Below are 20084 nucleotides of genomic sequence, written 5' to 3' on the forward strand. Positions count from 1 at the left end.
GCTCGCCGCCGAGCGCCACGTCTCGCGGTTCGCGAGGTCCGTGACGGCCGCGGCCAGCGCCCCGGGCGCCTCGGCCGACCACGGGGTCCAACGGGCCAACGCCCGCAGGGCGCTGCCCGCCGTGGCGGGGTCGTCGGTGACGGCGACCCCGCGCACCAGCCGCGCGTACCGCGCGCGGTGGATCTCGGGCAGATCCAGCGGCGACACCCGCAGCACCGCCGCCCGCAGGACCGGCGCGCCGCCCGCGGCGTCGTGCAGCAGCTCCCAGACCCCCTCGTGCCCGAGCAGCCCGCCGGCGGCCGCGACACAGGCGGCGCGCACGTCGGGATGGGTGTCCTGACCGGCGTACACGTCGGTGACCAGCGCGGCCGCCTCCGGTACGGGAAGCCGGGCGGCGGCGATCCGGACCGCCTCCTTGCGGCTGGTCACCTTGGCGTCCGGCGCCCGCAGTACGTCCTTCAGCTGAGCGGCGAGCCACGACGGCAGTGCGTGCCGGGACGCCCGTGCGACGGCGTACACGGCGACGCGGGCCCGGTCGCCGCCGGCGTGCGCCAGCAGCTCGGGCAGCGCCTCGGCTGCCCGGTCGCTGCGGGCGAGTGCGGCGAGCGCGGCCTCGGCGATCTCGATGTCCGGCGACGCCGTCCAGCGGCGTGCGACCTCGGCACCGCCGTCGGGCACCCCGGCGGCCTCGGTGACGGCCTCGGCACGCTCGCAGTGCGGCAGCGAGGTGTCCGCCGCCCGCGCCGACAGGCGCCGCAGCAGAAGTGCCTGCTGACGCGGTACCCAGCGCCGCGCGTCCGCGGCCTCCACCCACATGGTGGGCTGCCTGCCCTCGGGCAGGAACCGACCGTGCGGCGGGGCGTCGGCGAGCAGCACGCCGAGCAGGTCGGTGCGGCGCCGCACGAGCAGCGACCACACGACCGGCAGGTCGGCCGCCGACGGGTCGCGGGCCAGGACGCGCGCCACCCGTTCGTCGCGTGTGCGGACCGGCTTCAGCCACTCCAGCAGCGCGCCGCTCGCGGCTGTGACGTCGCCGTCGCGGAACGCCCGCCACAGCATCTCCTGAAGCGCGCTCATGCCCTCGGCCCGGCGGCCGACGGACTCGGCGAGGGCCAGGACCGGACGGTGGTCGCCCTTCCCGGCACGGGCATCGAGCCACGGCCGCAGGGCCTCGAACACGAGGTGTTCCTGACCGCGCCGCAGGGTGCGGTCGAGGCGGCCGAGGTCCACGCGGCCGGTGCTCTCGGCCAGGTGGACCAGGGCGCGCAGCGACCAGTCGACCAGCGCGCCCGGGCCGCCCGCCGCGTGCTCACCGAGCACGGCGAGCGCCAGATCCGTCAGCAGCCGACGGGTCTCGCCAGAACCGTCGCGGGCCTCGACGGCGTCCGTGGCGAAGCGCTCCAGGTGCGGGGCGGACTCCTCGGTGAAGAGCGCGGCACGCGTGCCGGTCAGGGCCCGCAGGGCGGCCGACCGCACGGGGTCCTGTTCGTTGCGCAACCGCGCCATGTCCCGCAGGGCGGCGGTGACGGCGGCCGGGTCGCCGGAGCGTGCGGCGTTGCCGATCAGCAGGGGCCAGGCCCGGGCGCGGTCCTCGGCGTCCGGGCGCGCGGTGGCGGCCAGCAGCCGGTCGCGGACCTCGGCCACCGGCAGGAAGGACTCGGCGGTGAGGACCGTGACCGCGTGGGCGCCCCGCTCACGCGCGCGTGCCGCGGTCTCGCGGGCCTCCTGGACCGCGTGGCGGCGCGGCAGCACTGCGAGCAGCTGCGCGTCGACGGTCACCGCTCCGATTCCGCGCCCCTCGCGGACGGCCGTGTACAGGGCGTGGCGCCGCGCGGGCGGGAGCGCCTTCAGCAGTCGCGGCAGGCCGCCGTACGGCATCAGGGCCCGACCGTAGGCGACGAGTTCGGGCGAGTGGGTGCGGGTCAGCCGGTACAGCGCGGTGCGCCCCAGCCGGTGGACGCCCACGACGGAGTTCCAGGCGGGTGTGGGCAGCAGCCGCAGTACCCGGCGCGGGTCGGCGGCGGCGAACGCGGGGAGGTGGACGCGCAGTCCGTTCGGCAGCCGGCTCGGCCCCTGCCGGTCCAGCAGTCCGAGCACCCTTCCGGGCGCGAGGGGCGCGAGGGTCGCCATGGCGTGCGCGTACCGGTGCCACCAGGTGTCGTGCAAGGCTTCGGGCAGCGCGGTCAGCTCCCCTTCCAGCACGTCGAGCAGCGCCGTGTGGTGCCGCTTGGCGAGCGTGCGCCAGGCCCGGACGGCGGGCAGCAGGCCGGGCAGCAGCCGGGCGACCACCGGTGCGGAGCAGCCCGGCAGCAGGCGGGCCGCCTCGATGTCGCCCCGGTCGCGCCGGAGCCCGTCGACCAGGCGGTCGGCGAGGGCGGTGCGGCGGCCGGCCACGACGGCGCGCTGGAGGTCCCGGCGGGCCGCCTCGGGGGCGTCGGCGAGCGCGGCCTCGAACGCCGCGTCCGGTATGCGCAGGCTGTCGGCGACCCGCAGGGCGTGACCACGCACGTACGGGTCGGTGTCCGCGATGCGGTCCGCGATCCACCCGGCGTCGCCCGTGGCGGACGCGGCGACCACGGCGAGCCCGCGCCCGTAGGCTCCGTGCCGTTCCAGTTCGACGAGCACGGGCCGACAGGCACTCAACCCCCCCGCGCGCACCACGAGTTCGCGCATGCGGCGCGGGTGGTCGAGCGGGTCGAGGGCGTGCAGCAGGCTCTCGGCCTCGTGCTGTGCGGAGGTCGGCGACATGCGGGGATTGTGCCTGCCGTGGCGGGCGGGGCACAGCGAATTAACCGCGACGCAGGGCCAGCCTCTCCTTCTCCGACAGCCCGCCCCAGACGCCGAACCGCTCGTCGTGGCTCAGGGCGTACTCCAGGCAGACCGAGCGGATCGGGCACAGGGCGCAGATCCGCTTCGCGTCCCGTACGGAGCTGCCGGGCTCGGGGAAGAAGAAGTCGGCCCCGGTCTGTGCGCACAACGCCTCCTCCTGCCAGGCGAGGTCGGGCGTCGCGATGGTGTCGGGCGTCGCGATGGTGTCGATGTGCATGGCAGGAGCGTGCCGGGCGGCGAAAAACGTTCGATCAACGCGCGATCAACGGCGCGCCGCCTGGCTCCCGGCCGACCCGATGGTCCCCTGCCCGGCGCTTCGTCGCACGGCGGCGCGCGCAGGGGTCCGTCGTCGTGGACGGTGCGGGTCAGGCGGTCCGGTGGTTCTCCCGGTGGAGGTAGAGCGCCTGCGTCCGTTCGGCGTGCGGGGTGAGCAGTTCCCGCAGTTGAGCGACTGCGGCCTCCAGGAGGTGTCCGTCGCGGTCGGCGTGGAGGGTTTCGAGGACGAAGGCGACCTGGGTGGAGTCCTCGGTGACGCGGGTGCGGTGGGCGTCGCGGTGGTTCCAGTGGCGGGTCAGTACGCCGGTGGTGTCGATGTAGATGATCTCCCCGCGCTTGGGGTGCTCGGTGGCGTCGGGCTCGCCGAGCGGGGTGAAGGTCTCGGTGCCGTCGGCGTGGCGGATCTCCACGTCGCCGGTGACGTGGTCGAGGTCGAAGGCGCCGGCGGGCAGACCGTGGCGGACGGAGACCGCGTTGTAGGAGTCGACGGCCGGGTTGATCCGGGGCAGGGTGCCCTTCTTCGCCATGCGGCGGCCGAGGGCGTCGACGCTGGGCCGGATGCGGCGGGGGTTGGTGCCGAAGGAGCGGTACGCGGTGTGCCATGCCTCGATGCGCGGGTCGCCCTCGTCGGCGGGCCGCCAGGCGCCCTCGGCGAGCTGCCGTTCCAGGTTCTCCAGGGCGCTGGTGGTGGCCGGCCAGTGTTCGTGGCCGCGCAGGCCGGTCGCGGTGACGACGGCGATGAGTGTGTCGGGGAAGGCGTCCGTGACGGCGGGGTTGATGCGGAAGGAGGTCACAGCGGTCCGTTCGGGATCAGGGTGCGGGGGCGGGGGCGGGGGTGTGGGGGTCAGGATTTCCAGGGTCCGATGCGGTCCAGGCGCCGCAGCTGTTGGTTCGCGGTCGGCGCGTCCAGGGCCCGGCCGCGTTCGGTGAGCCGGCGGGCGGTGTCGGCGCGCTGCTCGACGGGTTTGTGGTCGTCGTACTTGAACTTCGCGCGGACCTCGGTGATGTCCAGGCGCAGGCCGCGGATGCCGGACAGCATCCGCCCGTAAGGGGGCTGGTCGGTCTCGATGGGGGCGTGGTCGCCCTCGGGCTGGAAGTGCGCCATCTGCCGGCGCAGCAGCTCGGCCTTGTCCGCGGGGTCGTCGACGAGCGCGGCCCGGCAGGTGAACTGGACGGCCGCGTAGTAGCTGGTCGGGACGCCTTCGGCGGGCGGGGTGCCGGGCTTGGCGCGCCAGGGGCCGGGGACGAAGGCGTAGTCGCCGGTGACGGTGAAGGTGACGTTCGGGTCGGTCTCGATCGGTTTCCAGACGGGGTTGGGGCGGGCGAGGTGAATCAGCAGGGTGCCGTCGTCGACGGCGAAGTGGGTGGGCACGACGATCGGCGCGTCTCCGGGCGGGCCGTTGACGGCGAGGAGGCCGAAGTCGTGTCCGTCGGCGATCCAGGCCCGCCACTCGGCGTCGTCCAGAGCGGCGTCCCAGGGCTGGATGAACATGCCGGATTCCCTTCAAGGGGTGCGGGGTCAGGTGAGGGCGAGGAGGCTGACGGCGACGGCGGCGGCGCCCAGGCCGATGAGCTGGCCCCGGTGGATCCGCTCGGCGAGGACGCCGCGGGCGAGCAGGACGGTGCCGGCCGGGTACAGGGCGGTGATCACGGCGACGACGGCCAGGTCGCCGCTGCGGGCGGCGAGCAGGAAGAGCAGGTTGGCCACCGAGTCCAGCACACCGGCCGTCGCCGACAGGGCGTGAGCGGGCTTCTGCGGGCCCAGCCGCCGGAACAGCAGGCCGGCGGCGGCCAGCGTGACCGCGGAGGACACGGCGCGGCCGACGATCAGCGGGCCGACGCCGCTGTCGGACGGTGCCTGGTGCAGGAAGACCAGCTGCAGGGCGATGGCGGCGCCGGCGCCGAAGGCCAGGAGCAGCGCGGTCCGCGACGGCCGGGCACCGCCGACGCCGTGCCCGGCGCTGACCAGCACCACCGCCGCCAGCGCCAGCGGCAGACCGATCAGCCCGGCCGGGCCCAGGCTCTCGCCCTGCACCAACCCCACGCCGACCGGCAGCATCGCCGAGATCAGTGCCGTGACCGGGGACAGGACGTTCATCGGTCCGATCGCGAGCGTGCGGTATAGCAAGGCGAACGCGGCGGCCGACGCGACACCGGACGCGGCGCCCCAGGCGAGGGTGGCCGGGGCGAAGGAGGCGCCGAGGAAGGGCCACAGCAGCAGCTCCAAGGTGAGCGAGGCCGGGGCGGCGATCATCACGGTGCACAGGACGTGGGCCTTGCGGGCGCCGAGGCCGCCGAGGAAGTCCGCGCATCCGTAGGCGAGGGAGCTGCCCAGGGCCAGCAGCAGAGCGATCACGGGGACATCCCTTACTATCAATGGAACGACCACACCGTACAACGCACCGACCGAAAGTCGTCAACCGAACGACTGCACGGTGCAATGCACTGACCCACTGCCTGGAGGGGCGACAGCGATGGCCGAGACCGAGGCGGCGTTGCGGACGCTCGCGCACAACGTCCGCGCGGCCCGCACCCGCGCCGGACTGTCCCTGGACGAACTCGGCCGCCGCGCCAAGGTCAGCAAGGGCGCCCTGGTCGGCCTGGAGAAGGCACAGGGCAATCCGAACTTCGCCACGTTGGTCCGCCTCGCCGACACGCTCGGCGTCTCGGTGTCGGCGCTGATGGAAGGGCCCGCCGAAGGCCGTGTCCGGGTCGTGTCCGCCGACGCCGTCATGCCCTTGTGGGCCGGGGAGAAGGGCGGCGAGGCGCGGCTCGTGCTGACCACGTCGGGACCCGCCCCGGTCGAGGTCTGGCGCTGGAGACTCGAACCGGGCGAGGAGTACCCCAGCCACCCGCACCAGAGCGGCGTCGTGGAGACCGTCAGCGTCACCGCCGGGCAGATGGTGCTCGTCGTCGACGGCACCGAGCACGCGGTCGAGGCCGGGCAGACCGCCACGTTCGACGGCGACACCCCCCACACCTACCGCGGCTCGGGCTCCGGGACGTGCCACCTGCTCATGACCGTCCACATCCCGCCGGGTCCCGGCTCCCCGGCTTGACCGGCGCGTCGTGCGCCCCTTGCCGCCCGGTCGCCATCGATGACCGGCGCGTCGTTCACCCCAGCCGAACGGTCGTCGCTGATGACCGGCGCTCTGGGCCCCGTGCCGGTCGTCCGTCGCCGTGGCGACCGCCCGGCAGCCGCCGGGCGGGCCAGGAGGGGCCTCGCCCCGGCGGCCGTCTCCGCCGCCCGCCTCACGCGCTGGCGCGGCGGACCAGGGTCGTCGGCAGGATCACGCCCGACGGTGCGCCGGCCGATACCCCGGTGGTGGGCTCGGGCGCGGTGTCCCGGTCCAGGCCGCGCAGCAGCAGACGAGCCATCAGCCGCCCCATCCCCTCGATGTCCTGACGGACCGTGGTCAGCGGCGGGTCGGTCTCCTCGGCGACCGGCAGCATGTCGTCGAAGCCGACCACGGCCACGTCGTCCGGCACCCGCCGTCCGCGCTCGCGCAGCACCCTGAGGGCGCCCGCCGCGGTGAGGTCGTTGGCGGCGAAGACGGCGTCCAGGTCGGGGTAGCGGTCGAGCAGTTCCCGCATCGCCCGCTCGCCGCCGCCCGAGGTGAAGTCCCCGCGCGCGACCAGCCCCGCGTCGGCGTCCGCGCGCACGTCGCGGAAGCCGGCCAGCCGGTCGGCGGCGGAGGTCTGGTCGAGCGGGCCGGTGATGTGCGCGATCCGGGTGCGGCCGAGGCCGGTTAGGTGGCGCACGGCGGCGCGGGCACCGCCGCGGTTGTCGCTGTCCACGTAGACCACGTCGTCCCGGCCGTCGTCCCAGCCGGGGCGCCCGCCGAACACGGTCGGCACACCGGCGCCGCGGACGAGGCCGGGCAGCGGGTCGTCGAGGTGCAGGGAGAAGACCAGCGCGCCGTCGACGTGGCCGCCGGCCAGGTAGCGGCCGACGCGGGCGTGGTCCTCTCGGCCCTCGGTGAGCAGCAGCACGAGCTGGTTGTCGTGGGCCGTCAGTTCCTTGCTGATGCCGCGCAGTTGCTGGGCGAAGTAGGGGTCGGCGAAGACCCTGGTCTCCGGCTCGGCGGCGACGACGGCGACGGCGTCGTGGCGTCTGGTCACGAGGGAGCGGGCGGCCTGGTTGGGCACGTAACCGAGTTCCTCCACCGCGCGCCGGACCCGGTCCGCCAGCGCGTCCCGCACCCCGTGCGCGCCGTTGACCACCCGGGAGACGGTGGCCCGCGAGACCCCGGCCCGCTCGGCCACGGCCTCCAGCGTGGGACGCGGCGCTGTGTCGGTCACTTCGGGGCTCCTCGTCGGCGGCTGCGGCACAGGATAGCGGCAGCCGCCGCGGCACAGAGAGCGCTCTCGGCGCGGAAAAACCGGCTCGCCCGGCACGCCGCGCGGCGGGACGATCGGCGCATGATCCCATGAGAGCGGCCCATTACTCCTGACCGTCCCGTTCCGACGGCGGGACCGGCCGCTCCTGCCCCGACGACGGCGGGCACGGCCGGGTGCCCCTCAGTGCTGGTGCGCGGGCGCCTCCGCGGTCTGCTCGCCACCGCCGTGCGCGTGCTCGTGCGGGTCGTAGCCGGGGATCGTGCCGTCCGGCTTCTTCACCAGGAACAGCCCCACCATCCCCATGTCGGAGTGGCTCTGCACGTGGCAGTGGTACATCCACGCCCCGGCGCCCACCCCCTCCCCCGCGATGATCTGGAAGCCGAAGGAGTCCGCCGGCCCGGTGATCTTGTTGTCGATGACCTGGCTCGGGTCGTCGGGGCCGGTGAGCATGCCGGTGCGGTTGTCGGCCCAGCGGTGACCGTGCATGTGGAAGGTGTGGTAGAACTCGCCGTGCGTGATCATCACGATCTCGACGCGGTCGCCCACGGTGGCCTCGAAGTTCGGCCCGGTGTGCGGCTCGCGGTTGTTGATGAGCATGTCGTTGAAGACGATGGTGTGCGTGGCGTCCGGCAGTACGTCGCCCTTGCGGCGCACGATCACCGGGCCGTACAGGCCCTTGCGGATGCCGCCCGTGCCGTGCTCGGTGCCGACGACGTGGTCGTGGTAGTGCCAGTAACCGGCGCTGCCCGCCCGCCAGGTGCCGTCCGCGCGGCGGCCGGGCCTGTGGGTGCGCCAGGTGTAGGTGCGGGTGCCGCCGGGCTCGACGTCGCTCTTGTTCATCGCCGTACCGTCGCTGGAGATCTCGTAGTCCAGGCCGTGGACGTGCAGGCTCGCCCGCACGTCCATCGTGTTCGTGAACTCGATGTGCAGCGTGTCGCCCTCGTTGAGCTCGATCAGCGGGCCGGGGACGGACGCCTTGCCCTTCTCGAGGCCGTAGCCCATCTGACCGTCGGGCAGCTTTTCGGCGTACATCTTGATGTGTCTCACCTCGCCGCCCGCCGGTGCCGTCCTCGCGGTGACCCCCTTGGCCTCGCCGGCCGCGCCCGCGGTCTCCGGCGCCATGGACAACGATGTCGCGACGGCCGCGCCGCCCAGCAGTACCCGTCGGTTGAAGCCTCGCCTGTCCATGCCGAACTCCCCACGTTGTCACGGAAATTGCGGAGACGCGCCAATGAATGACCCCGATTGGCTGTGATGAACCTGTGGGACCGTACCGGCTGCCGACTGGTTTATCCACACTCAGGACAAAGTTCGTTGGATCCCGGTCATACCTATTGGCGAACGGCGCAAAGAGGTCTAGCTTCCTTGGCGCTGCTGCCGTGACCTAGGAGGTGCCCATGCCCTTGAGAGGGTTGAGCGCGAGAAGTAGAGGCTGGGCGGCGTTCGCCACCGCCGGTTTCGTCGCCGCGGGACTGCTGGCCGGCCCGGCCGCCAGCGCGCGTCCGGCGCCGGATCCGTCCCTGACAACGATGTCGATCAAGTCGCCCCCGGGCGGCGCGAACGTACGGGTGCTGATCTTCTACGGGTCCGCCGCGGCGGGCGACGAGTCACCGGTCGTGAACGCCGGCATTTCGGCCATCGAGCGGATCGGGCTGTCCGGTCCCGCCCGGGAACGCTTCCGGGTCGAGGCCACGGACGACGCCGACGTCTTCACCAACGACAAGAGGCTGAGCCGCTTCAACGCGGTCGTGTTCCTGACCGGCGGCGGCGACGTCCTGACACCCGCTCAGGAAGCGGGTCTGGAGATGTACATGGAGGCCGGCGGCGGTTTCGTCGGCATCCACGACGCGGCCCGCGCGGAGCCGTACTCGGACTGGTTCACCGGTCTGGTCGGCGCCCGCCCGGCCGCCTCCAGCCCCACCGAGGTCCAGCGGGCCACCGTCGAGGTCGGTGACCGGCGCCATCCGGCCACCAAGGACCTGCCGATGGAGTGGAAGCGCCCCGACGAGTGGCTGAACTGGCAGCAGAACCCGTCCGGTGACGTCCACACCGTGGCCCGGGTGCGCGAGTCGACCTACGCGCCCGGAGCGAGCGCCAACGGCGCGGACCACCCGGTCAGCTGGTGCCGGGACTACGACGGCGGCCGGTCCTTCTACACCGGCATGGGCGGCACGGTGTCGTCGTACGACGAGACAGACTTCCGCGCCCACCTGCGCGGCGCCCTGATGTGGACGACGCGGCTGGCTCAGGCCGACTGCAAGGCCACCATCACCGGCAACTACGAGGCCGAGCGCCTGACCGAGCCCAACCAGCCGGGCCGGAACGACCAGATCGGCGAACCGCACGGCCTGGTCACCGCCCCCGACGGCCGCGTCCTCTACATCGGCCGGGGCGGTGCCGACTCCTCCCAGCCCGTGATCACCGACTGGAACAACCCGGACATCGGCAAGGGCAAGGGCGAGATCCACGTCTGGGACCCGAAGACGAAGGAGGTCACCCTGGCCGGCGAGCTGACCGTCTTCGGCAACAAGGGCGGCGGCGACGAGCTGACCAAGGTCGAGGAGGGCCTGCTCGGCATCGAGCTGGACCCGAAGTTCTCCGAGAACGGCTGGGTGTATCTGCACTACACGCCGCACTCCGAGATCAACCGCGAGACCCGCATGGCCGAGCGGCGGGTCTCCCGCTTCACGCTCGACCGGGCGACCGACAAGCTGGACCTCGGCAGTGAGAAGGTGCTGCTGAAGTGGCCGGTGCAGATCCACAGCTGCTGCCACGCGGGCGGCGGGATGGCCTGGGACTCCAAGGGCAACCTGTACATCGCCACCGGTGACAACAACTCCAGCGGCTTCAGCGACGGTTACTCCGGCAACAACCCGGAGCCCGACTTCAAGGGCGTGTCCTTCGCCGACGCGCGCCGCACCGCCGGCAACACCAACAACCTCAACGGCAAGATCCTGCGCATCCACCCGGAGCCGGACGGGACGTACACGCTTCCCGAGGGCAACCTGTTCACCGGCAAGGAGACCGCCGAGGGCGGCGGCAAGACGCGCGGCGAGATCTACGTGATGGGCGTCCGCAACCCGGCGCGCATCTCCGTCGACACGCGGACCGACACCCTGTACGCGGGCTGGGTCGGGCCGGACGCCGGCGCCCCGTCGCCGATCTGGGGTCCGGCGAAGTACGACACGTTCGCCGTGATCACCGAGGCGGGCAACCGCGGGTGGCCGTACTGCATGGGCAACAAGCAGCCCTACCGGGACCGCAACCTGCCGGACCCGTCCGAGCCGCTGGGCTGGTACGACTGCGACGCCCCGAAGAACGAGTCGCCGAACAACGACGGCCTGGTCAACCTGCCGCCGGTGACCGGCAACAACATCTGGTACTCGCCGCAGGGCGGCGGCCCCGACTTCCCGCGCGACGAGAACGGCGTCCCGTCGTACAAGCAGGAGGAGGGCACGTACAAGCTGCCCTGGCTCAAGGGCGGCGGCCAGGCCGCGATGAACGGCCCGGTCTACCGCTACGACGCGGACAGCACCAGCGAGACCAAGTGGCCCGCGTACTGGGACGGCAAGTGGTTCGTCGGTGACTTCTACGACGCCGACCAGCCGCGCAACGCGGTGCTGATGGACCCGAAGACGCAGGGTGACGGCGGTCTGCCGGTGCACTCGGAGTCGCTGAAGAAGATCGTGCCGGTCGGCAACGACGGCATCAAGAACCTGATGGGCTGGAAGTTCGGCCCGGACGGCGCGCTGTACGTCCTCGACTACGGCCGCGGCTTCTTCACCTCGGACTCCAAGTCCGCCCTGTGGCGGGTCACCTACGAGGGCGGCGGCCCGACGCCGGCCGCCGGACAGCTGGCGAGGGGGACCGAGTGATACGTGGACGAAGAATGTGGGCCGCGCTGCTGGCCGGCCTGCTGATGATGCTCGGACTGCAGGCGACGTCCGCCTCCGGGCAGCCCAGGACCGAGGCGAAGGCCGCCGCGGCGGACCAGGTCCTCACCTGGACCGCCGGGAACGACATCAGCAGGTACACGTCGGCGCCGGAGACGGCGGTGGCGGGTCCCGCCACGATCGTCTTCGAGAACAGTGAGGCGACCGGCAACACCACCGGCATGCCGCACACGCTGACGTTCGTGACCAGCGACCCCGAGTACAACCAGGACGTCCAGCTCAACATCCTGGCCAACCCCTTCGACGACCAGGGCGGCAAGCACACCGCCGAGGTCACCCTCACCCCCGGCCGTTACCTCTACCACTGCACGATCCCCGGCCACGGGGAGATGAAGGGCGTGCTCGTGGTGACCGAGGGCGGCGGTGGCGACGACACCACGGCGCCCGAGACGTCGGCCGAGGTCGGCGGCGTGCAGAACGCCGACGGCGCCTACGTCGGCTCCGCGACCGTCACGCTCGGCGCCACCGACGAGGGCGGCTCCGGCGTCGAGCGGATCGAGTACGCGATCGGCGCCGACGGCGCCTGGCAGCCGTACACCACGCCGGTCGTCGTCGACCAGGTCGGCGAGCACACGGTGCGCTACCGGGCGTTCGACAAGGCGGGCAACGCCGCCGAGGAGAAGAGCGTGACCTTCGCCGTGGCCGCCCCGGACACCGACGACACGACCGCGCCGGAGACCTCGGCGACGGTCAGCGGCGAGAAGAACGCGGACGGTGCCTACATCGACATGGCGACGGTGACCGTCACCGCCTCCGACACCGGTTCCGGCGTCAACACCATCGAGTACGCCGTCGGGGACGGCGCCTGGCAGGCGTACACCGCGCCCGTCATGGTGCACGAGGCCGGCGAGCACACCGTGCGCTACCGCGCCACCGACAAGGCGGGCAACGCCGCGGCGGTCAAGAGCGTGGCCTTCACCGTCGTCGCCGCTCCCCCGCAGGACACCGTGCCGCCGGTGACCGGCGCGACCGTGGAGGGCAGCAAGGACTCCGACGGCGCGTACGTCGGCAGCGCCAAGGTGACCGTCAGCGCCACCGACGAGGGCGGCTCCGGGGTGGCCGGCATCGAGTACTCCCTCGACGCCGGGCCCTACCTGGCGTACACCGAGCCCGTGATCGTCGACCGGGTGGGCCGGCACACCGTGAGCTACCGGGCGAGCGACAGGGCGGGCAACACCTCCGCACCGCTGACCGTGAGCTTCACGGTGGTGTCGGGACAGGTGCCGCCGCCGCCCTGCCCGGAGTACGACGAACGGCTCACGGTGATCGTCGGCACGGTCGACACGGGTGTGCCGAACCGGGTCACGAACAACCGGTGCCGGATCAACGAGCTGATCGAGGACGAGAAGGACTGGTCGTCACAGCAGCTCTTCCTCAAGCACGTCCGCGAGGTCACGGACGCGCTGCTGGACGAGGGTGTCGTCGACCGCCGCGAGTACCGGGCGATCAACAAGGCCGCCCGCCAGTCGAAGATCGGCGTGCCCGGCCAGACCGAGGGCTACCGGGCGATCCTGGACGGCTCCCAGGAGTCCTTCGCCAAGTGGCAGCAGGTGGGCGGCGGTTCGTTCGCGCTGAACGAGGACGGCTCGATCACCTCAAGCACCAGCACGCCCGGCATGGGCATGCTGTGGTTCCCGGAGCGCAAGTACGGGGACTTCTCGCTGAAGCTCCAGTGGCGGGACGACGCGCCCGGCACGGCCAACACCAACGGCGGCGTCTTCGTGCGCTTCCCGCAGGTCCACGACCACCCGGAGGAGTCCCGGCCGGAGTGGGTCGCCATCAAGTACGGGCACGAGGTGCAGGTGTTCGACAGCCCGACCGGCGACATGTACAAGTCAGGGTCGATCTACGGCTTCGACCGGGTGGGCCTGGCCGGCGCCGGGGTGACGGAGAAGGGCACCTGGAACGACTACGAGATCCGTGTGGTCGACCAGCACTACTCCGTCTACCGCAACGGCGTGCTGATCAACGAGTTCGACAACACCGGCGGCCAGGACTTCTACCCGCCGCGCTCGGACGACCCGGGCACGGACGGGCGGCGGTACGCCTCCGGTTACGTCGGGCTCCAGGTCCACGGCACGACGGACGTGGTGTCGTACCGGGACGTGAGGATCAGGGAGTTGTAGGTCAGCTCTTCTGAGGGCGCGGCTTCTTCGCGCGGCTCGGCTGTACCCGGCTGGGTTCCCCCGGCATCTTCGGATACTCGGGCGGGTACGGCAGATCACCGAGCCCGTGGTCGTGCTCGTCCTTCGTCGCCAGCTCCAGCAGGGCGTCGAGGGAGTAGGAACGGTCGTCCATGCCCGCGTGCACGTCGCCGAGTTCGGCGAAGCGCGCGGGCATGGTCGTGATGTCGAAGTCCTGCGGGTGGGCGACGCCCACCTCGTCCCAGGTCAGCGGCGCGGAGACCGGGGCGTGCGGGCGGGGGCGCACGGAGTACGCGGAGGCGATGGTGCGGTCCCGGGCGGTCTGGTTGTAGTCGATGAAGATGCGCTCGCCGCGCTCCTCCTTCCACCATTTGATGGTGACCTGCTCGGGCATCCGGCGTTCCATCTCGCGTCCGACGGCGATGGCGGCGCGCCGCACCTGGGTGAAGGTCCAGCGGGGCTCGATCGGCACGAAGACGTGGATGCCGCGTCCGCCGGAGGTCTTGGGCCAGCCGCGCAGTCCGCCGAACTCCTCCAGTACGGCACGGAGTTCATGGGCGGCGCGGGCGGCGTCGTCGTAGTCGGTGCCGGGCTGCGGGTCGAGGTCGATGCGCAGCTCGTCGGGGTGGTCGACGTCGTCGCGGCGCACCGGCCAGGGGTGGAAGGTGAGGGTGCCGTACTGGGCGGCCCACAGGACCGCGGCCTCCTCGGTGGGGCACATCTCGTCGGCGCTGCGACCGCTCGGGAAGGAGATGTGCGCGGTGGGGATCCAGTCGGGCATGCCCTTGGGGGCGCGCTTCTGGTAGAACCACTCGCCGGTGATGCCGTCCGGGTAGCGCTGCAGGGTGGTGGGCCGGTCGCGCAGGGCGCGCAGGATCCCGGGGGCGACGGCCTGGTAGTAGCGGGCCAGGTCGAGCTTGGTGTAGCCGCGCTCGGGGAAGAAGACCTTGCCCGGGCTGGACAGCCGCACGGTCCGTCCGCCCGCTTCCAGTTCCACCGCTTCCGCCATGCGAGCAACGGTAGGCGCACCCGGGTCACCTCGCACATCAGGCGGCGGGCCGCCCGGGGTCCGTTCGCCGACGGACGTCCCGGGCGGCGACGCGCCTACTCGGCCAGGGTGCCGTCGCTCATCCTGACCCGGCGGCCGGTGAACCGCCGGGCGACCATGCGGTCGTGGGAGATCATCACCAGGGCGCCGCGATAGTGGTGCAGCGCCTCCTCGAAGTCCTCCACCAGGGCGGGTGAGAGGTGGTTCGTGGGCTCGTCCAGGAGCAGCAGGTCCACCGGGTCGCGCAGCAGCCGGGCCAGCGCCAGTCGGCGCAGCTGCCCGGTGGACAGGTCACCGACCGCCGTCGTCAGGTCGGGGAGGCGGAACAGGCCGAGGCTCAGCAGAGCACCTCGGTGCTCCCCCGGGGCGCCGGGCAGCCCTGCCGCGTAGGCGTCCAGCAGGGTCCGCCGCGGGTGGGTGACCGCGGTCTCCTGGGGCAGCCAGCCGATGCGTTCGGGACGTGTGCACGTGCCCCGGTCGGGTCGCAGGTCACCGGCGAGGACCCGCAGCAGCGTGCTCTTGCCCGCGCCGTTCGCCCCGGTGACCAGGATCCGCTCGCCCGGGTCGACGGTGAAGTCGTGCACGTCGAGCCGGTCGCCGACGGCGACCCGGTGCAGGTCGGCGAGCGGGCCCTCGTGGTCCGTCTCGCCGCCCTCGACCCGGACCCGGAATCGCAGGGGCGCCGGGGGCGGCGGCACCGGGTTCTCCTCCAGGCGCCGGACCCGCTCCTTGGCCTGCCGGACACGCGTGGAGATCTGCTTCTCCACGCTGCGCTGATGGCGCTGGCCCTCGCGGTCGGCGTTGGCCCGGCGCCGGGGTCCCGCGGCCAGGGTATCGGCGGCGCGGCGGGCCAGGGCGCGCTGCTCCGCCAACTCCCGCTGCCAGTCGGCGTACTGCTGTTCCCAGCGGCACCGGGCGCCCGCCTTGGCGCGCAGGTAGCCCGCGTAGCCGCCGCCGTGCCGGTGCACGGTGCGGCGCTCGCCGTCCACCTCCCACAGGGCGGTCGCGACGCGTTCCAGGAACACGCGGTCGTGGGAGACGGCCAGGACGCTGCCGCGGTGGGTGCGCAGGTGCTCCTCCAGCCATTCCACGGCCGGTACGTCGAGGTGGTTGGTCGGTTCGTCGAGCAGCAGGAGCTGGGGTGCGGCCGCCAGCAGGCAGGCCAGGCCCAGGCGGGCCTGTTCGCCGCCCGAGAGGCTGCCGAGGCGCCGGTCGGGCGAGATGTGGCGCAGGCCCAGCCCGTGCAGGGCGGACTCGACGCGGGCGTCGGCCGCGTAGCCGTCGCGGGCCTCGAACGCCTCCAGGAGCTCGCCGTACGTGGCGAGCAGGCCGTCGAGCTCGTCGGGCCCGGCCTCCGCCAGCGCCTCTTCGGCCCGGCGCAGGGCGGCCTCCAGGGCCCGCAGGTCGGCGAGGGCGTGGTCGACGGCGTCCTGGACGGTGTCGTCCGGGGGCAGGTCGGGGGTCTGCGGGAGGTATCCGGCGCCGCCGGGGGCGTGGACGCGGACGTGCCCCGCGTCGGACCGGTCGGTGCCGGCCAGGAGCCGCAGCAGGGTCGACTTGCCGGTGCCGTTCTCGCCGATGACGCCGATGCGCTCGCCGAGGGACACCGACTGGTGCACGCCGTCCAGGAGCGGCCGGCCGCCGGGTGCGCGGACGACGTCGTCCAGGACGACCTGGAAGGCGCCCGAGCCGGGCGTGGACGTGGCAGGGGTGGTGGGGCAGGTGGGGGCGTCAGAGGTACGCCGATGCATGGGTGATCCGCCATATCGGAAGACGTGAACAGGTGGCCGATACGGAGGGAGGGGTCACCGACGGGCGGTCGGACGGTGTGAGAGCGGCGCGACGGCCTGCCCGGGGACCCTGACGGGCAGCCGGACTCACGCCGCTTGCGCGCGGCGGCATCGGCGCCCGGTCTCCCGGGGCGGTATCAGATGTAGAAGTAGTAGAACCCGATCACCCGGCAACCTTAACAGGCGAGGTCCCCGGGCCGCTCGTACAGTCGCACCATGGATCTGCCCGTCATGCCGCCCGTGAAGCCGATGCTCGCCAGGTCCGTGGCGAAGATCCCGCCGGGGATGCACTACGAGGCCAAGTGGGACGGGTTCCGGTCGATCGTGTTCCGCGACGGCGCCGAGGTCGAGCTCGGCAGCCGCACCGGCAAGCCACTGACCAGGTACTTCCCGGAGCTGGTGGCGGCGGTGCGGGAACGGTTGCCCGAGCGGTGCGTGGTGGACGGCGAGATCGTCGTCGCACGGGAGGGGCACCTCGACTTCGACGCGCTCACCGAGCGGATCCATCCGGCGGACTCCCGGGTGCGGATGCTGGCCGAGAGGACGCCCGCATCGCTCGTGGCCTTCGACCTGCTGGCGCTGGACGACGAGTCCCTGCTCGACGTGCCCCTCGCCGACCGGCGGGCGCGCCTGGTGCGGGCGCTGTCCGGCGTCACCGCGCCGGTGCACGTGGCGCCGGCGACGGACGACATCGAGGTGGCCCGGCGGTGGTTCGAGCAGTACGAGGGCGCGGGTCTGGACGGTGTCGTCGCCAAGCCGCTCGACATGCGCTACCGGCAGGACGAACGCGCCATGTACAAGATCAAGCACGAGCGCACGGCGGACGTGGTCGTCGCCGGTTACCGCCTGCACAAGAGCGGCCCGGTGGTCGGCTCGCTGCTGCTCGGCCTGTACGACGGCAAGGGCGTCCTGCAGCACGTCGGGGTGAGCGCCGCGTTCACCATGAAACGGCGCGCCGAGCTGGAGCCGCTGCGCATGGACGACGTCGGGGGTCATCCGTGGGCCGCGTGGGCCGAGGAGTCGGCACACGAGGGGGCTCGGCTGCCCGGCGCGCCCAGCCGCTGGTCGGGCAAGAAGGACCTGTCCTGGGTGCCGCTGCGGCCGGAGCGGGTGGTCGAGGTGGCGTACGACCACATGGAGAACGGCGCGCGCTTCCGGCACACGGCCCGCTTCCGCCGGTGGCGCCCGGACCGGACGCCGGAGAGCTGCACCTTCGCCCAGCTGGAGGAGCCGGTCCGCTACGACCTGGCGGAGATCCTCGGCGGCCCCTGACGGCCCCGGTCCGCGGCCGCCCGGCCCACCCCGGCCCTCACGGCTTCATGAGCACCTTGACCGCGCCGTCCTGCTTCTTCTGGAACATCTCGTACGCGTGCGGCGCGTCGGTCAGCGGCACCCGGTGGGTGGCGAAGTCGTCGACGCCGAGGGGGTCCTCGTCCGTGAGGTACGGGATGATCTGGTCGCTCCAGCGGCGTACGTTGGCCTGCCCCATCCGCAGCTGGATCTGCTTGTCGAACAGGGTGAGCATAGGCATCGGGTCGGCCATGCCCCCGTAGACGCCGGACAGCGAGATCGTGCCGCCGCGCCGCACCAGGTCGATGGCGGTGTAGAGGGCGGCGAGCCGGTCGATGCTGGCCCGTTCCGCCAGCGGGCCGCCGATGGCCCGGGGCATCACCGCGGCGGCCTGCTGCACCATCTTCGCGGCGGCGCTGCCGTGCGCCTCGGTGCCGACCGCGTCGATCACGGCGTCCGGTCCGCGGCCGTCGGTCTCGTCCTGGATCGCCGCGACGAGTTCCTTCTCCTTGTCGAAGGACCGCAGGTCGTACGTCTCCACACCCCGCTCACGGGCCCGCCGCAGCCGCTCCGGCACCAGATCGATGCCGAAGACCCGCCCGGCACCCTTGGCCCGTGCGACCCGGCAGGCCATGTCGCCGATCGGGCCGAGACCGAGCACGGCCACGGTGCCGCCCTGCGGGACGGCGGCGTACTCGACCGCCTGCCACGCGGTGGGCAGGACGTCGGAGAGGTAGACGAAGCGGTCGTCGGCCGGGCCCTCGGGCACCTTGATCGGGCCGTACTGCGCCTGCGGCACCCGCAGGTACTCGGCCTGGCCGCCGGGGACCGCGCCGTACAGGCGGGTGTAGCCGAAGAGCGGGGCCCCCATGCCCTCCCCGGTGACCTGGGTGGTCTCGCACTGGGTCGGCAGTCCGGTGCCGCACATGTAGCAGTGCCCGCACGCGATCTGAAACGGCACGACGACCCGGTCGCCGGGCTTCAGTCCGGTCACCTCGGGGCCGACCTCCTCCACGATGCCCATGGGCTCGTGTCCGAGGATGTCGCCCGGCGTCATGAACGGCGTGAGCACCTCGTACAGGTGCAGGTCGGAGCCGCACAGACCGGAGGACGTGACGCGGATGACGGCGTCCGTCGGTTCCTGGATTTTCGGGTCGGGCACCTCCTCCACCCGCACGTCCCGCTTGCCCTGCCACGTCACTGCCTTCATCGTCTCGCGCTCCCTCCGTCGCCCGTGCGCGTCGGTCTTGCATGGCGGCCGGGTACCCGACGGGCGCTCCGCCGAACCGCCGCCGGTTTCGTCCGAACAGCGGATATTGCACCGCTCTCCGCGTGCCGTATCAGATTCGGTCAGGTATGGCACTAAAAGCTTCTAGAAGCGCACAATCAATGACAGAGGATGGCGGGCGGGTGGTCGGAATGCGACGAAGGACGCGCAGGTGGCGCGGCGGCGCGCTGCTGACGGCGGCGGTTGCGGTCTCACTGGCGGCTGGCTGCACGCCCGGGCCCGGGGCGCAGGAGGACGGTCGGGCACCGCACCCGGAGGGCTCTTCCAGCACGGAGGCCGGCCACCCGGCCTCGGTACTCGCCGTGAAGGTGGACAACGTGCGCGCGGCCCGTCCGCAGACGGGCCTGGACGCGGCGGACGTGGTCTACGTGGAGCCGGTGGAGGGCGGACTGAGCCGCCTGATGGCGGTCTACGCGACGGAGCTGCCGAAGTCGGTCGGACCGGTGCGCAGCGCCCGCGAGTCGGACCTGGAGCTGCTGCGCCAGTTCGACCGGCCGACGCTGGCGTTCTCCGGCGCACAGGGCAAGCTGCTGCCACTCATCGACAAGGCGCCCCTGCGCGCGGAGCCGCCGGGCGGGAAGTCCGACGCCTACGTCCGCGACGCGGACCGGCCCGCCCCGCACAATCTCTATGTGCGCCCCGGCGAACTGCTGTCGCAGCCTCCCGGAGCCGACGCCCTGACCACCGGGTACCACTACGGCGAGGCTCCCGGGGGCGGCCGGGCCGTGTCGTCGCGCACGGTGCGCTATCCGTCGGCGTCCTTCGCCTTCACCTGGTCCGAGAGCCGTGACCGCTGGCTGGTCGGCATGGACGGCGACCCGGCCCGCACGACCGAGGGCGGGCGCCTGGCGCCGGCGACGGTCGTCGTACAGCACGTGGACGTGCGCGAGTCGGAGTTCCACGATTCCCGGGGCAACTACTCGCCCTACGTCGAGACGGTCGGCTCCGGGAAGGCGGAGGTGCTGCGGGACGGGCGCGTGTACGACGCGACCTGGAAGCGCGGCACGGCGACGGACGGCACCGCCTTCACCGCGCGGAACGGCACGCCGCTGAACTTCGCCGGGGGCCAGGTGTGGGTGGTGTTCGTCGACTCGACGACCTCGGCGGACAAGTCCTGATCGGCAG

General features: G+C 72.8%; 15 protein-coding genes. 5 read left to right on the forward strand and 10 right to left on the reverse strand.

All coding sequences use genetic code 11. The features are described from left to right. The 5 genes from IE142_RS26585 to IE142_RS26605 all read right to left on the reverse strand — a co-directional run. Positions 1-2748: hypothetical protein (locus IE142_RS26585; RefSeq protein ID WP_191888094.1), on the reverse strand; the 2748-nt coding region annotated here is incomplete at its 3' end. 40 nt (positions 2749-2788) lie between these two features. After that, positions 2789-3046 (reverse strand): WhiB family transcriptional regulator, encoded by a 258-nt coding sequence (locus IE142_RS26590; protein WP_043377641.1) that lies wholly within the window; start codon positions 3044-3046, stop codon positions 2789-2791. A 148-nt stretch (positions 3047-3194) separates the two neighbouring features. Beyond that, the gene (locus IE142_RS26595; protein ID WP_191888095.1) at positions 3195-3899 is read right to left on the reverse strand and encodes a B3/B4 domain-containing protein; all 705 of its coding nucleotides are present in this window, start codon (positions 3897-3899) and stop codon (positions 3195-3197) included. A 50-nt stretch (positions 3900-3949) separates the two neighbouring features. Continuing rightward, positions 3950-4597 (reverse strand): FMN-binding negative transcriptional regulator, encoded by a 648-nt coding sequence (locus IE142_RS26600; RefSeq protein ID WP_191888096.1) that lies wholly within the window; start codon positions 4595-4597, stop codon positions 3950-3952. Positions 4598-4624: 27 nt separating this feature from the next. Continuing rightward, positions 4625-5461, reverse strand: coding sequence for an EamA family transporter (locus IE142_RS26605; protein WP_191888097.1), 837 nt, complete (start codon positions 5459-5461; stop codon positions 4625-4627). A gap of 118 nt (positions 5462-5579) precedes the next feature. Here IE142_RS26605 and IE142_RS26610 point away from each other — a divergent pair, with 118 nt between their 5' ends. Then, positions 5580-6164 carry a helix-turn-helix domain-containing protein gene (locus tag IE142_RS26610; RefSeq protein ID WP_191888098.1) on the forward strand — a complete coding sequence of 195 codons (585 nt, stop codon included), beginning with the start codon at positions 5580-5582 and terminating at the stop codon, positions 6162-6164. Positions 6165-6357: 193 nt separating this feature from the next. Here the strand turns inward: IE142_RS26610 and IE142_RS26615 are convergent, their stop codons facing one another. After that, positions 6358-7407, reverse strand: coding sequence for a LacI family DNA-binding transcriptional regulator (locus IE142_RS26615; RefSeq protein WP_191888099.1), 1050 nt, complete (start codon positions 7405-7407; stop codon positions 6358-6360). A gap of 219 nt (positions 7408-7626) precedes the next feature. Beyond that, complete coding sequence (locus IE142_RS26620; RefSeq protein ID WP_191888100.1) at positions 7627-8634, reverse strand: multicopper oxidase domain-containing protein; 1008 nt, start codon at positions 8632-8634, stop codon at positions 7627-7629. Between the two features lie 209 nt (positions 8635-8843). Here IE142_RS26620 and IE142_RS26625 point away from each other — a divergent pair, with 209 nt between their 5' ends. Next, positions 8844-11321 (forward strand): ThuA domain-containing protein, encoded by a 2478-nt coding sequence (locus IE142_RS26625; protein WP_191888101.1) that lies wholly within the window; start codon positions 8844-8846, stop codon positions 11319-11321. Positions 11322-11335: 14 nt separating this feature from the next. Next, a complete protein-coding gene (locus tag IE142_RS26630; protein WP_191888102.1) occupies positions 11336-13525 on the forward strand; it encodes an OmpL47-type beta-barrel domain-containing protein in 2190 nt (729 codons plus the stop codon). 1 nt (position 13526) lies between these two features. On the opposite strand, the gene ligD is transcribed toward IE142_RS26630, so the two are convergent. Together ligD and IE142_RS26640 are read right to left on the reverse strand one after the other, a co-directional pair. Next, positions 13527-14552, reverse strand: a complete 1026-nt coding sequence (gene ligD, locus IE142_RS26635) for a non-homologous end-joining DNA ligase (RefSeq protein ID WP_191888103.1) — start codon at positions 14550-14552, stop codon at positions 13527-13529. 95 nt (positions 14553-14647) lie between these two features. Next, entirely contained in the window at positions 14648-16342 is a 1695-nt protein-coding gene (locus IE142_RS26640; RefSeq protein WP_191888104.1) for a TlrC/CarA/OleB/SrmB family ABC-F type ribosomal protection protein, read from the reverse strand. Positions 16343-16597: 255 nt separating this feature from the next. On the opposite strand from IE142_RS26640, the gene IE142_RS26645 reads away from it, so the two are divergent. Beyond that, a complete protein-coding gene (locus tag IE142_RS26645; protein ID WP_191888105.1) occupies positions 16598-17653 on the forward strand; it encodes an ATP-dependent DNA ligase in 1056 nt (351 codons plus the stop codon). A gap of 37 nt (positions 17654-17690) precedes the next feature. Here IE142_RS26645 and IE142_RS26650 read toward each other — a convergent pair whose 3' ends face one another. Next, positions 17691-18881 (reverse strand): zinc-dependent alcohol dehydrogenase, encoded by a 1191-nt coding sequence (locus IE142_RS26650; protein ID WP_191888106.1) that lies wholly within the window; start codon positions 18879-18881, stop codon positions 17691-17693. Between the two features lie 209 nt (positions 18882-19090). Here IE142_RS26650 and IE142_RS26655 point away from each other — a divergent pair, with 209 nt between their 5' ends. Continuing rightward, positions 19091-20077, forward strand: coding sequence for a DUF3048 domain-containing protein (locus tag IE142_RS26655; protein WP_191888107.1), 987 nt, complete (start codon positions 19091-19093; stop codon positions 20075-20077). Positions 20078-20084: the final 7 nt, after the last annotated feature.

It is taken from the genome of Streptomyces mutabilis (genome assembly GCF_014649815.1).
GTDB classification, from domain to species: Bacteria; Actinomycetota; Actinomycetes; order Streptomycetales; family Streptomycetaceae; genus Streptomyces; species Streptomyces mutabilis.

Bases quoted from the DNA above. Each gene is read 5' to 3' on its own strand.
- IE142_RS26590 (WP_043377641.1), bottom strand. From the start codon at position 3,046: ATGCACATCGACACCATCGCGACGCCCGACACCATCGCGACGCCCGAC.
- IE142_RS26600 (WP_191888096.1), bottom strand. From the start codon at position 4,597: ATGTTCATCCAGCCCTGGGACGCCGCTCTGGACGACGCCGAGTGGCGG.
- IE142_RS26610 (WP_191888098.1), top strand. From the start codon at position 5,580: ATGGCCGAGACCGAGGCGGCGTTGCGGACGCTCGCGCACAACGTCCGC.
- IE142_RS26620 (WP_191888100.1), bottom strand. From the start codon at position 8,634: ATGGACAGGCGAGGCTTCAACCGACGGGTACTGCTGGGCGGCGCGGCC.
- IE142_RS26625 (WP_191888101.1), top strand. From the start codon at position 8,844: ATGCCCTTGAGAGGGTTGAGCGCGAGAAGTAGAGGCTGGGCGGCGTTC.
- IE142_RS26630 (WP_191888102.1), top strand. From the start codon at position 11,336: ATGTGGGCCGCGCTGCTGGCCGGCCTGCTGATGATGCTCGGACTGCAG.
- ligD (WP_191888103.1), bottom strand. From the start codon at position 14,552: ATGGCGGAAGCGGTGGAACTGGAAGCGGGCGGACGGACCGTGCGGCTG.
- IE142_RS26640 (WP_191888104.1), bottom strand. From the start codon at position 16,342: ATGCATCGGCGTACCTCTGACGCCCCCACCTGCCCCACCACCCCTGCC.
- IE142_RS26645 (WP_191888105.1), top strand. From the start codon at position 16,598: ATGGATCTGCCCGTCATGCCGCCCGTGAAGCCGATGCTCGCCAGGTCC.
- IE142_RS26650 (WP_191888106.1), bottom strand. From the start codon at position 18,881: ATGAAGGCAGTGACGTGGCAGGGCAAGCGGGACGTGCGGGTGGAGGAG.
- IE142_RS26655 (WP_191888107.1), top strand. From the start codon at position 19,091: ATGCGACGAAGGACGCGCAGGTGGCGCGGCGGCGCGCTGCTGACGGCG.